Source organism: Serratia sp. JUb9 (genome assembly GCF_014298095.1).
Lineage (GTDB): Bacteria > Pseudomonadota > Gammaproteobacteria > Enterobacterales > Enterobacteriaceae > Serratia_B > Serratia_B rhizosphaerae.
Genome location: NZ_CP060416.1, coordinates 604,026 through 616,641, shown reverse-complemented (window position 1 = coordinate 616,641; position 12,616 = coordinate 604,026). Strand labels below are relative to the sequence as shown.

Below are 12,616 nucleotides of genomic sequence, written 5' to 3'. Positions count from 1 at the left end.
TTGTCGTCTGGCCACAACGTCTGTCATTTTGGGGCGAGTCCTAAAAAATCCACAATCTGGGGGAAGTAGTGATCGAAACCGACGAAGGCGTGGTTTCCTCCCGACTCCACCGTCTGCCGACAGGCAGTGTAATAGGCGACAGCCTGCCCGTAATCGAGAATTTCATCGCCCGTTTGCTGCAGCAGCCAGATTAAATCCGGCGACTCCAGAGGATCGATCTGCATGACTTTCAGATCGTAAACGTGACGAGACTCTAACACATATTGCTGACCGGTGTAGGGGTTCTCGTTTTGCCCGAGATAATCAATCAGCAGTTCAAACGGTTTCACCGCCGGATTGACCACCACCGTCGGCAGCGCGAAACACTGCGACAGCCAGGTGGCGTAATAACCGCCCAGTGAGGAGCCAACCACGCCCAGCGTGCTGCCGGCACGCTCCATCACCAGATTCTCCAGCAGCTCGGCCGCATCCGCCGGATAGGGCGGCAGCTGCGGCACCAGCATCTCGATCTGCGGGTGATGGTCGGCCAGCCACGCCTTGAACGACGACGCTTTGGCCGACTGCGGCGAGCTGTTAAAACCGTGCAGATAAAGCAGCGTTGACATCAGTAGCCATCCGAATCCATATCGGGGCGGAAATCATCGTTGTCCAGACGGCACACCTGGGTTTCCACCCGTCCGTCAGGCAGCAGATCAAGATAACGCCAGCCCGGAGAAACATCGTCGATGGTAAAATTAGTACAGTGCGGCTTGAATTGCACGCAGGTGGACGGCGAGGCCAGCAGACGCCGCCCCTGCCAGGCCAGATCCAGCTCCTGGTGAATATGCCCGCACAGCAGCGTGTTCACCTGCGGGTAGCGCAGCAGGATCGCGCCCAGCATATGCGGGTTGCGCAGGCTGTGCTGGTCGAGCCAGGTACAGCCGGAAGGCAGCGGATGATGGTGCAAAAGCAGCAGCGTGTAGCGATCCGGATGGGCCTGCAGACAGCGCTCCATCCACTCCAACTGATACTCGCTCAGCTCGCCGTGCGGCACGCCGAACACCTGGCTGTCCAGCAGGATCACCTGCCAGTGCGCACCCAGCAGCACGTGCTTGGAAGGGGTAATGCCCGCGGCGGCCAGCGCGTCGACCATCGCCGGCTGAAAATCATGATTGCCCGGCAGCCACACGCAGGGAGCGGGCAGCTGCGAAATGCCGTCCGCAAAGTGCCGATATGCCTCAGGGGTATGATCCTGCGCCAGGTCACCGGTAGCGACAACCAGGTCAAACTCCCGCTGCTGGGCGCGCACCGCGTCCAGCACCGCATGGTAGCTGCGGTAGGTGTTAATGCCCAGCAAGGTCTCGTGCTCGCCGGCAAACAGGTGGGTATCGGTTATTTGTAAAATCCTGACCTTGGCCCCACTCGCCACGGGCAGTTTAAACAGGCTTTCCAAATGGTGTCCTTTGTTATCTCAGTCTGTCTCTACCCGTCATACTTCAAGCGCGCTTACCGTCGCTCGGGTATCACACAACAGGAACCGCCATCGCACCATGCGCTAAACAGTAGCGCAGCCAATCAGCAAGAAACTGGTTAATTTGATGCTTTTCGTCGCGTTGATGCAACTTTTTATTCGGATAATCATAACGCGCTTTAAAGCGAGAGATCTGCTGGCTGGCACACACTTCCGCAACCATCGCGTCATGGTAGAGCCGCACCGTCATCGCCGGCAGGCTCCAGTAGCTGACCGCCGGGAAGGTCTGCTCAATCGTCACCAGCGTCGTGTAACGCGTGGATTCCGCAATCGTCAGCCGATAGCGGGCGCCGTTCACCTGATAAGTCACCGTTTCCCCCGTTTCGTCATCGCGCGGCAGCAAACGCCGCAGTTGCGCGAAATTGGTTTCACACACTCTCATCATTTCAGGGAAATCAGGGGTATAGCGCTTTGTCATGGGTTGACCCACTCTTTTCTGAGCGATTCATGGTGCAACGCCAGCCACTGCAGGGCAATCACCGACGCCGCATTATCAATCGTACCGTCTTCCACCCAGCGGTAAGCCTGTTCGCGGCTCACCACATGGACTCGAATATCTTCATTTTCTTCACTCAATCCATGAATGCCTTCGGCGGTCGCGGCGTCCACTTCGCCGACCATAATCGACAGCCGCTCGCTGGTGCCGCCCGGGCTGGCCAGATAGCTCAGCACCGGTTTGCAGCGCCCGACCGCCACGCCGGCCTCTTCTTCGGCCTCGCGGCGGCACACGTCTTCCACACTTTCGCCGTCCTCGATCATACCCGCCACCATTTCCAGTAACCAGGGGGAGTCTGAGGTATCGACCGCGGCGATACGCAGTTGTTCAATCAGCACCACTTCGTCGCGCAACGGATCGTAAGGCAGCAGCACCGCCGCATGGCCGCGTTCGAAAATCTCGCGCGTAATCTCTTCGCTCACGCCGCCGTTGAACAATTTATGACGAAAACGGTATAAATTGAGTGAAAAAAAACCACGGTACAGCGTGTCCCGTGCAATAATTTCTACATCATTTTTGTCGAAAGTAACGGGCGTAGGCCGTAAGTTGCTCATAAACACGGTTCTCCTGCGTGAGTATGCCGGTGAAATAAACAGTTTTGATGACAGAATAGGCGAGACTTTCACCCGCCGCGCGTTGTGGTAGATTATTGACCATGATAACAGGAGTCACTGACGTGAACATGACGGCCAGCGCCTCACAGGACAAGCCGGACGCGAAAATATCCGCCGGATGGCACGTTCAGCCACCTTATGGCAAGCGCGGACTCTGCTAGAATTGACAACTATTTAGACTATCGTCAGCGCTAACATACCAATATTGCTGCACAACAAGGAATGCAAATGAAGAAACTGCTCCCCCTTCTTATCGGACTGAGCCTGGGCGGCTTCAGTGCAATGAGCCAGGCAGAGAACCTGCTGCAGGTTTATAAACAGGCGAGGGAAAGTAACCCGGATCTGCGCAAATCCGCCGCTGACCGCGATGCCGCATTCGAAAAAATCAACGAGTCGCGCAGCCCGTTGCTGCCGCAATTGGGGCTGACCGCCGGTTACGAGTACAATAATGGCTACCGGGACTCCAATGGCGTCGATAGTGATGTAACAAGTGGCTCACTGGCGCTGACCCAGACCATTTTTGACATGTCCAAATGGCGCGCGCTGACGCTGCAGGAAAAAACCGCCGGCATCTCCGACGTCACTTTCCAGACCGCAGAGCAGAAGCTAATCCTCGACACCGCCACCGCCTACTTCAACGTGCTGAAGGCGATCGACACCCTGTCCTACACCCAGGCGCAGAAAGACGCGGTGTACCGCACGCTGGATCAGACCACCCAGCGCTTTAACGTCGGCCTGGTGGCGATCACCGACGTGCAGAACGCCCGTTCCAACTACGACACCGTGCTGGCGAGCGAAGTCAACGCTCGCAATGAGCTGGACAACGCGCTGGAAACGCTGCGTCAGGTGACCGGCACCTTCTACCCGGAACTGGCCTCGCTGAATACCAACCGTTTCGCCACCACGCGTCCGGAAGCGGTCAACAACCTGCTGAAAGAGGCGGAAGCGCGCAACCTGAGCCTGCTCTCGGCACGCCTGAGCCAGGATCTGGCGCGTGAGCAGATCAAATATGCACAAACCGGCTATATGCCAACGGTTGATGTGTCCGCCTCTACCGGCATTAGCAACACCAAATACAGCGGCTCGTCGACCGGCGGGGCGAATGCTGTACGTTATCGCGATTCCGATGCAGGCCAGAACAAGGTCGGTATCAGCTTTAACCTGCCAATTTACAGCGGCGGCGCCACCAATTCGCAGGTGAAGCAGGCGCAGTACAGCTTCGTCGGCGCCAGCGAACAGCTGGAAAGCTCGCACCGCACCGTGGTGCAGACCGTGCGCTCCTCGTACAACAACGTCAACGCCTCAATCAGCAGCATCAACGCCTACAAACAGGCGGTGATCTCGGCGCAGAGTTCACTGGACGCGATGGAAGCCGGCTACCAGGTGGGCACCCGCACCATCGTCGACGTGCTGGACGCCACCACTCAGCTGTATGACGCCAAACGTCAGCTGTCCGACGCGCGCTACACCTACCTGATCAACCAGCTGAATATTAAATCGGCGCTCGGCACCCTGAACCAGAATGACCTGCTGACGCTGAACGGCGCGCTGGGCCAACCGGTTTCTACCGCGCCGGACGCGGTCGCGCCGCAGAACCGCGGCCAGGATGCCTATGCCGACGGTTATCAGGATAACGCACCGATGCAGCAGGTCGCCGCACCGGCTCCGGCCAACCGCGTCAACAGCGCGACGCCGCAGCCTACCGCACCGGCGGCAACCGGCAGCCAGCCGCGCAACCCGTTCCGTAACTGACAGGTGCGGCAGTAAAATATGCACTCCGGGCGCGGCCTCTGCCGCGCCCTTTTTTATGCGCTAATGGCTCAGCTGCAATACGCCGCGCGCCGCATCCAGCATCGCCGTCTGGCCGCTGCGGGTCTTTTCCAGACAATCGCTCATGCCGACCACCATTGGTATGCCCATCGCCTTGGCCAGAATAGCGCTGTGCGACAGCGCATTGCCGCCGCTCAGACAGATGCCCAGCACCATGCGCCGGTCCAGCATCACCACCTCCGACGGCATCAGCTCATCCATCACTAAAATCACCGGCTCCGACAGGGTAATCGGCGGGACCGGCTGCTGTTGCAGATAACTGAGGGTGCGCCGCAGAATGTCGCGCACGTCCAGCTCGCGCGCCCGCAGGTAGTCGTCATCCAGCGCGCGATAATCGGCCGCAACGGCCTCCATCTCCTGCCGCCACGCCTGCTCGGCGCTGCAACACTGCTGGGCGATGCGCGTATACGCCGACTGCTGTAAGTCCGGATCGTCCAGCAACATGCTATGCGCGCCGAAGATTCCCGCCTGGGGTTTGCCGATCAGCGTCGCGGTGCGCTCCGCCAGCCGGTTAAAATCGCCGAGCGTCTGCTGCAGCGCCTGACGCAGCCGCTGCTGCTCATGCAAAATATCATCGACGCCGGTATGCCGCGCCGGCAGCGTCGGCCAGACGCTACGCCATTGCAGAATCGGCCCGCTGCTGACGCTCTCCGCCACCGGCACCCCGTGCAACGACAGCGGCTGTTCACCAGAAACCGCTTCCCCGAAGTGCTGCTGCGCCAACGCATTAAACGCCGCCAGCGCCTCGTCGGCCTGCCTGCCGCTGGCGATCAGCCGGATGGTGTCGCCATGCCCCACCTGCAGCAGCGCCAGCTGATTCAGACTGCGCGGGTTGATACACTGACCGCTCTTCTCCAGCACCAGCTCGGCATCAAAATGCGCCAGCGTTTCCGCCAGGCGCGCCGCCGGACGCGCATGCAGTCCATGGACATTCTGCACCCGCCAGCTGGCGCTTTTGCCCTGCTCCAGCGGCAAATCGACCGTTTTCAGCGCCGCCGTCGCCTCCCCCAACTGCGCCCGTTTGGCCTGCAGCGCCCCCCGCGCCTCGGCCAGCACCTGTTCCAGTGCAGCGCCGGAATTGGCAGCCACCACCGCCGCCAGCGTACCTTCCACCAGCGGCGCGGCGCAGAGCGTCACTTTGGCCGCCAGTGCAGGTTCCAGCAACTCCAGCGCGGTTTCAGCGCTCAGCAACGCGCTGCCCAGATCCATCAGCACCACGATGCCGTCACCGTCGGCCACCGATTCAATCGCCGCCATCACCTTCATCGCATCGGTGCCGATCGGGTTCTGCTCATCATCAACGCCCGCCGCCAGCACCAGCCGACAACCGTCGCTGCGCATCATCTGACGCGCCAGCGCCTCAACGCCCTGCGCCAGCAGTGCGCTGTGCGAAACCACTACGATATTGATCATTTCGCCTCCCGCTTAGCCCGCCGCCGCAGACAGCGCCTGGATCATCAGCATCACCGAAGTCGCACCGGGATCCTGATGGCCGATACTGCGCTCACCCAGATAGCTGGCCCGTCCCTTGCGCGCCTGCATGGCGATGGTGCTTTCCGCCGCCTGCTGCGCCCGTTCGGCGGCCTGCCGCAGCGCCGCCCTGATATCCGGCGCCTGTGCCAGCGACTGGCTCAGGCTGTCCGCCACCGGCTGCCAGACGTCGCACATGGTTTTATCTCCCGGCTGCGCCTTGCCGCGTGCCGCCACGCCCTCCGCACCGGCCTGCACCATCTGCTGCAGTTCAGCCAGATCCAGACTCTGTTTACCGGCCGTCACCTGCGCCGCGCGGATAAAGAAGGTGCCGAACAGCGGGCCGCTGGCGCCGCCGACGCTGGACAGCAGCGTCATGCCGCTGCTTTTCAATATCGCGCCGATGTCCAGCTCCGCCACCGACGGCAGCTTGGCCGCCACCTGGTCGAAACCGCGGTTCATGTTCAGGCCGTGATCGGCATCGCCGATCGCCGTATCCAACTCGGTCAAAAAATCACGCTCGCGACGAAATACCTCGCCGCAGCGCATCAGCCAGTCGACCAACTGTTGTTTCGTCAACGCCATGCTTCCTCCTTAGCAACCCCAACGCAGCGCCGGCGTATTGACCGGCGCATCCCACAGTGACAGCGCCTCGTCATCCACCTTCAGCAGGGTGATGGAGACGCCCTGCATATCCAGCGAGGTACAGTAGGCGCCGACCAGACTCCGCTCCACAATCAGCCCGGTTTCCGCACAGCGCTCGGCCAGACGATGGTAGACGCCGTACAGCTCCGACAGCGGCGTCGCCCCCAGGTTATTCACCAGCGCAATCACCCGGTCGCCGCGCGCCAGCGGTCGCTTGGTCTGCAGCTCTTCCCGCCACTCGCCCTGCACCCGATCCCAGACGCGGATCGTTCGCTGGTAGTGGCCGTGCTCCAGCAAAGTATGAAACATCGCATCCACCGCCTGATTGAGGCCGCTGAAAGGCCGCCGCGCAATGCCCGGCTCGCCGTGAATGCCGACGCCGAACTCCATCTCGTTATCCGCCAGCGTAAACGACGGTTTGCCGGCAGCCGGCACGGTGCAGGCACCGAGCGCGATACCGATGGAGTGCCCCTGGTTGTTCAGACGGTGGCCCAGCGTCACCAGATCATCCAGCGAATCGCCGCGCGCCGCCGCCGCGCCGAGCAATTTTTCCAACAGCACGGTATTGGCGACGCCGCGGCGTCCGGCGGTGAACAGGCTGTCTTTTACCGCCACATCGTCATCCACCAGCACCGTCGCCACCGCCACGCCGCTGTCGTGCAACAGTTCGGCGGCGGTCTCAAAGTTCAGCACGTCGCCGGTGTAGTTCTTGACCAGCAGCAGCACGCCGGCGTCGCCGTCGATCGCCAGCCCGCAGGCGAACATTTTATCCGGCGTCGGCGAGGTAAAAATTTCCCCCGGACAGGCGCCGTCCAGCATCCCTGCGCCGACAAAGCCGCAGTGCATCGGCTCATGGCCGCTGCCTCCGCCGGATAACAGCGCCACTTTGCCCGCCGCCGGACCGGCCGAGCGACAGACAAACAGCGGATCGCGATGCACCAACAGCTCCGGATGCGCCTCGCCCAGCCCGAGCAACTGCTCCTCCAGCACCGATTCAACCTGATTGATAAGTTTTTTCACCTTGCCCTCCTCCGAATGACGCAACTTTTGGCGTCCGCCGAGTTTTCAGTATGGAACAAGAGCGTCGGACTTTCCGCGAGCGAACCGGCACAAACGACGCGCATTTCTGCACGTTGCACCCGGTTCTTCGCCAAAGCCGGCAATTTTGTGTATAGCTGCGTAAATACCATTTTGAACCGGCGTTTCAGCTTTAATTTTGACCAGCTTTCCCCTATTCTTACGCCACTACTGGGAAAGGGCGAGACAGCCCGCACGAGATGGGATTTACCACGATGAAACGGACCAAAAACATCAACCAAGAGACGTTCCGCAAGTCCTGGCGCAGCTACCGTATGGCGCCGGTCGCGCTGGCCGTCAGCGCCGTATTTATGCTTGCCGGCTGTGAAAAGAGCGATGAGACCGTCTCGCTGTATCAAAATGCCGACGACTGCTCGCGCGCCAATCCGTCCATGAGCGAACAGTGCACCACCGCCTACAACAACGCGCTGAAAGAAGCGGAAAAAACTGCGCCGAAGTACGCCAGCCGTGAAGACTGCGTGGCCGAATTCGGCGAAGCGCAGTGTACGCAGGCTCCGGCCCAGGCCGGCATGGCGGCGGAATCGCAAAGCAGCGGCAGCTTCTGGATGCCGCTGATGGCGGGTTATATGATGGGCCGCCTGATGGGTGGTGGTTCCGGCTTCGCGCAGCAGCCGCTGTTCTCCTCGAAAAACCCGGCCAGCCCGGCCAACGGTAAGTTTGTTGACGCCACCGGCAAGAGCTACGGCCCGGCCACCGCCGGCGGCCGCACCATGACGGTGCCGAAAACCGCCATGGCGCCGAAACCGGCCGTCACCAACACCATTACGCGCGGCGGCTTCGGCGAAACCGTCGCCAAACAGACCAGCATGCAGCGCAGCGCGGCATCCGGCACCTCCTCCCGCAGCATGGGTGGCTAACTGATGAAACGCATTGCCATTGAAGAGCGTCCGGACTGGCAGGCCAAGGCGGCGGAGTTCGGCTTTAATTTTCACACCATGTACGGCGAGCCCTACTGGCGTGAGGATGCCTACTACCAGTTTACGCTGGCGCAGATTGAAGAAATTGAAAGCGTCACCGAAGAGCTGCACCAGATGTGCCTGCAGGTGGTGGAAAAAGTGGTCGCCAGCGATGCACTGATGGCCAAATTCCGCATTCCGAAGCATACCTGGGAATTTGTGCGCAGCGCCTGGCGCACCGGCGCGCCGTCGCTCTATTCGCGTCTCGATCTGGCCTATGACGGCGTGAACCCGCCCAAGCTGCTGGAAAACAACGCCGATACGCCGACCTCGCTGTACGAAGCGGCGTTCTTCCAATGGATCTGGCTGGAAGATCAGATCAACGCCGGCAAACTGGACCCGCAGGCGGATCAGTACAACAGCCTGCAGGAAAAGCTTATCGAACGCTTTGCCGAGCTGAAAGCGCACCACGGTTTCGGCCTGCTGCATATGGCCTGCTGCCAGGACAGTGAAGAAGACCGCGGCACGGTGCAGTATCTGCAGGATTGCGCGCAGGAGGCTGGCGTCCCCACCGAGTTCCTGTTTATGGAAGAGATCGGCCTGGGGGAAAAGGGCCAGTTTACCGACCTGCAAAACCAGGTGATCGGCAACCTGTTCAAGCTGTATCCGTGGGAGTTTATGCTGCGCGAGATGTTCTCCACCAAACTGGAGGACGCCGGCGTGCGCTGGCTGGAGCCAGCCTGGAAGAGCATTCTTTCCAATAAGGCACTGCTGCCGATGCTGTGGGAAATGTTCCCCAATCATCCCAACCTGCTGCCGGCCTATTTTGCCGAAGATGAGCATCCGCCGCTGGAGCACTACGTGGTCAAGCCGCTGTTCTCCCGCGAAGGGGCCAATATCCGCATCGTACAAAACGGTCAGGAAGTGGCCAACGTCGACGGCCCTTACGGCGAAGAAGGCATGATCGTGCAGCAGTTCCACCCGCTGCCGCAGTTTGAGGGCAGCTACACGCTGATCGGCAGCTGGCTGATCAACGATCAGGCCGGCGGCATTGGCCTGCGCGAAGACCGCGAGTTGATCACCCAAGACCTGTCGCGCTTCTACCCGCATATTATTTTGGGCTAAATCGTACGCCGTAAACCGGCGACTCTGCTCTGAACACGCCAACGCCAGCCTAATGCTGGCGTTTTTCTTTATCCGACCTGTACCGACAGCATACTGAGCGAGCCCATCTCGATGCCGTCGACCGGTATGCTTATCGGCTCTTCGCCGTCCCAGGCGCCCAGTACATACAGCAACGGCAGGTAGTGCTCCGGCGTCGGGTTCGACAACGCGGCGCCCTCATGCTGCATAAAATTCACCAGCGGGTGGTCCTCACCCTGATAGTGCAGGTTGTCGCGCACATACTGGTTAAACGACTCGGCCCACGGATACGGGCTGCCGTCCCCCTGCCAGCGCGCCATACGCAGGTTATGCACCACGTTGCCGCTGGCGACGATCATCACCCCCTGCTCCCGCAGCGCTGCCAGCTTGCGCCCCAGCGCATAGTGGTACTGCGCCGGCTGGGTGCCGTCGATGCTCAGTTGCACCACCGGAATATCCGCCTGCGGATACATTTTGATCAACACGCCCCAACTGCCGTGATCCAATCCCCACGTCTCACGATCCGCCAGTACCGGCGTCGGCGCCAACAGCTGCTGCAGACGAGCCGCCAATTCCGGTGAACCGGGTGCCGGATACTGCGTATCAAACAGCGCCTGCGGGAAGCCGCCAAAATCATGAATGGTTTTCGGCTGTTCCATCGCTGTCACCGCGGTGCCACGGGTATACCAGTGGGCGGAGACGGCCACAATCGCCTGCGGCCGAGGCAGACTTTCCCCCAGCCGGCGCCAGGTTTCGGTATAGCGGTTTTCTTCCAGCACGTTCATCGGGCTGCCATGGCCGAGAAACAGCGCCGGCATACGAGAAATCGTCATCATTTCCCCCTTTTCCGGAGTCATCAACATTACTGATGACCACCTTACGCCGTTTATCTTCAAGACACAGCGGGATAAGCGTGATGATGATATTCAAGAAATTTGAACGGCTAAAAACAATGCCAACAATCAGGTAAATCCGCTCGATTTATGCTTTTACTCTGTTAGTATCAGAATATGAATAATTATCATTAGCATACAAAAGAGGACGCTTGATGTCGGTACCGCTGATTCTGACTCTGCTGGCCGGTGGTGCTACCTTTGTGGGCGCGCTGTTCGGCATTATCGGCCAGAAGCCCTCCAACCGGCTGCTGGCCTTTGCCCTCGGCTTCGCCGCTGGCATTATGCTGCTGATTTCACTGATGGAAATGCTGCCCGCCGCGCTGCATACGGCGGGTATGTCGCCGATGCTCGGCTACGGCATGTTTATGCTGGGCCTGCTGGGCTACTTTGCCCTCGATCGCATGCTGCCGCATCAGCATCCGCAGGATCTGATGCAGCACCCCATCAAACCGCACAATCTGCAGCGCACCGCCATTTTGCTGACGCTGGGCATCAGCCTGCATAACTTCCCGGAAGGCATCGCCACCTTTGTTACCGCCAGCGCCGATCTGGAGCTGGGAATGGGCATCGCCCTGGCGGTCGCCATTCACAATATTCCCGAAGGGCTGGCGGTCGCCGGGCCGGTTTATGCCGCCACCGGTTCAAAAACCAAGGCGCTGCTGTGGTCCGGGATTTCCGGCCTGGCGGAGATCCTCGGCGGGCTGCTGGCCTTTGTGCTGCTGGGGCCGCTGATTTCGCCGGTAATGATGGCCGCGATTATGGCGGCGGTGGCCGGCATTATGGTAGCGCTGTCGGTGGACGAACTGATGCCGCTGGCGAAAAAGATCGACCCCTACAACAACCCCAGCTATGGCGTGCTGTGCGGCATGGCGGTAATGGGCTTTAGCCTGACGCTGCTGCAAAGCGGCGGACTGGGTTAACCGCCGGACAACAAAAAAGGCTGAACAGAGTTCAGCCTTTTTTCATCGGTAACGCTAAAGCGCGCTTCAGCTCGCCTGCTTTTCCTGCATCTGACGGTAAGCCACTAGATCTTCAATCGTCAGCACTGCCATCTCATGCTGCTTGGCAAACTCAATCACTTCCGGCGCATGCGCCATGCTGCCGTCATCATTGGTCAGTTCACACAGCACGCCTGCAGGCTTGAAGCCGGCCAGCGTTACCATATCGATGGTCGCTTCGGTATGACCACGGCGGGTCAATACGCCACCCGGCTGCGCGCGCAGCGGGAACACGTGGCCCGGACGGTTCAGGTCGCTCGGCTTGGCGTTGTCGGCAATCGCCGCGCGGATAGTGGTCAGGCGGTCAGCGGCGGAAACGCCGGTGGTCACGCCCTGCGCCGCTTCAATCGTTACGGTGAACGCGGTCTGGAACTGGCTGGAGTTGTTGGTCACCATCATCGGCAGATCCAGCTGTTGACGGCGTTCTTCGGTAAGACACAGGCAAACAATGCCGCTGCCGTGGCGAATGGTCAGCGCCATTTGCTCAACGGTCATGGTTTCTGCGGCGAAGATCATATCACCTTCGTTTTCACGATTTTCATCATCAAGCACCATCACACCGCGCCCGTTGCGCAGTGCGTCCAGCGCGCGTTCAACGCGTTCTACCGGCGTGCCGAAATCTGAAAGTAGCGTCTGATTCATGGTAAAAAACCTCATTAAATTTATGGATTACCAGAATCAGGGCGATCTTGAGGAGTGACTATTGCTATAGCCAAAAATAACGCAAGCGGGCGCATGCCCGGCAGATACCGTTACTCTCTCCCATCCGGACTATAACCGTCGGCCCCGGAATTACACCGGATCTGCTGACCTCTAACCGGCCTTGCAGGCTGGCTGAGCGCTCGCGGGCTTTCACCGTAACAGGTGATTTACCGCCGGTGGGGACTTTCACCCCGCCCTGAGAATAAGCAGAACGACTATAACGCTATCCCCCGCACCTTTCAAGATATGTGCAGTAGCGCTGTGAAGTGACGCAATGTAAAGATCAGGTAGTGGTTTATCCGGCGCGCAACTCGCATT

General features: G+C 60.1%; 13 protein-coding genes and 1 riboswitch. Of the genes, 4 read left to right on the top strand and 9 right to left on the bottom strand.

Annotated elements, in window-relative coordinates; genetic code table 11:
- Positions 1 to 23: 23 nt before the first annotated feature.
- From yqiA to nudF, 4 genes are all read right to left on the bottom strand, one after another.
- A complete protein-coding gene (gene yqiA, locus HF675_RS02935; protein ID WP_187044010.1) occupies positions 24 to 605 on the bottom strand; it encodes an esterase YqiA in 582 nt (193 codons plus the stop codon).
- A complete protein-coding gene (gene cpdA, locus HF675_RS02930) occupies positions 605 to 1,432 on the bottom strand; it encodes a 3',5'-cyclic-AMP phosphodiesterase (RefSeq protein ID WP_105232665.1) in 828 nt (275 codons plus the stop codon). Before cpdA ends, yqiA begins: the two co-directional genes overlap by 1 nt.
- 70 nt (positions 1,433 to 1,502) lie before the next feature.
- Positions 1,503 to 1,928, bottom strand: a complete 426-nt coding sequence (locus HF675_RS02925; RefSeq protein WP_054306281.1) for a DUF1249 family protein — start codon at positions 1,926 to 1,928, stop codon at positions 1,503 to 1,505.
- A complete protein-coding gene (gene nudF, locus HF675_RS02920) occupies positions 1,925 to 2,560 on the bottom strand; it encodes an ADP-ribose diphosphatase (protein ID WP_105232666.1) in 636 nt (211 codons plus the stop codon). The genes HF675_RS02925 and nudF overlap by 4 nt, the downstream gene beginning before the upstream one ends.
- A 288-nt stretch (positions 2,561 to 2,848) precedes the next feature.
- On the opposite strand from nudF, the gene tolC reads away from it, so the two are divergent.
- Positions 2,849 to 4,372 (top strand): outer membrane channel protein TolC, encoded by a 1,524-nt coding sequence (gene tolC, locus HF675_RS02915; RefSeq protein ID WP_105232667.1) that lies wholly within the window; start codon positions 2,849 to 2,851, stop codon positions 4,370 to 4,372.
- Positions 4,373 to 4,432: 60 nt separating this feature from the next.
- On the opposite strand, the gene dhaM is transcribed toward tolC, so the two are convergent.
- Genes dhaM through dhaK form a run of 3 tightly spaced genes read right to left on the bottom strand, consistent with a single transcriptional unit; the run spans position 4,433 to position 7,585 of the window.
- Entirely contained in the window at positions 4,433 to 5,863 is a 1,431-nt protein-coding gene (gene dhaM, locus HF675_RS02910) for a dihydroxyacetone kinase phosphoryl donor subunit DhaM (protein ID WP_187044009.1), read from the bottom strand.
- Between the two features lie 12 nt (positions 5,864 to 5,875).
- Entirely contained in the window at positions 5,876 to 6,505 is a 630-nt protein-coding gene (gene dhaL, locus HF675_RS02905) for a dihydroxyacetone kinase subunit DhaL (protein WP_187044008.1), read from the bottom strand.
- Between the two features lie 9 nt (positions 6,506 to 6,514).
- Positions 6,515 to 7,585 (bottom strand): dihydroxyacetone kinase subunit DhaK, encoded by a 1,071-nt coding sequence (dhaK, locus tag HF675_RS02900; RefSeq protein ID WP_187044007.1) that lies wholly within the window; start codon positions 7,583 to 7,585, stop codon positions 6,515 to 6,517.
- Positions 7,586 to 7,857: 272 nt separating this feature from the next.
- On the opposite strand from dhaK, the gene HF675_RS02895 reads away from it, so the two are divergent.
- A complete protein-coding gene (locus HF675_RS02895) occupies positions 7,858 to 8,520 on the top strand; it encodes a DUF1190 family protein (RefSeq protein ID WP_105232671.1) in 663 nt (220 codons plus the stop codon).
- 3 nt (positions 8,521 to 8,523) lie between these two features.
- Positions 8,524 to 9,684: a glutathionylspermidine synthase family protein gene (locus HF675_RS02890; protein ID WP_111736334.1), complete on the top strand. Its 1,161-nt coding sequence runs from the start codon at positions 8,524 to 8,526 to the stop codon at positions 9,682 to 9,684.
- Positions 9,685 to 9,752: 68 nt separating this feature from the next.
- Here HF675_RS02890 and ygiD read toward each other — a convergent pair whose 3' ends face one another.
- A complete protein-coding gene (ygiD, locus tag HF675_RS02885) occupies positions 9,753 to 10,535 on the bottom strand; it encodes a 4,5-DOPA dioxygenase extradiol (RefSeq protein WP_187044684.1) in 783 nt (260 codons plus the stop codon).
- Between the two features lie 215 nt (positions 10,536 to 10,750).
- On the opposite strand from ygiD, the gene zupT reads away from it, so the two are divergent.
- Entirely contained in the window at positions 10,751 to 11,518 is a 768-nt protein-coding gene (gene zupT, locus HF675_RS02880) for a zinc transporter ZupT (RefSeq protein ID WP_187044006.1), read from the top strand.
- Positions 11,519 to 11,584: 66 nt separating this feature from the next.
- Here zupT and ribB read toward each other — a convergent pair whose 3' ends face one another.
- On the bottom strand, positions 11,585 to 12,238 hold the full coding sequence (gene ribB / locus HF675_RS02875; RefSeq protein WP_111736333.1) for a 3,4-dihydroxy-2-butanone-4-phosphate synthase: 654 nt from the start codon (positions 12,236 to 12,238) through the stop codon (positions 11,585 to 11,587).
- A gap of 108 nt (positions 12,239 to 12,346) precedes the next feature.
- Positions 12,347 to 12,506, bottom strand: a riboswitch (FMN riboswitch).
- Positions 12,507 to 12,616: the final 110 nt, after the last annotated feature.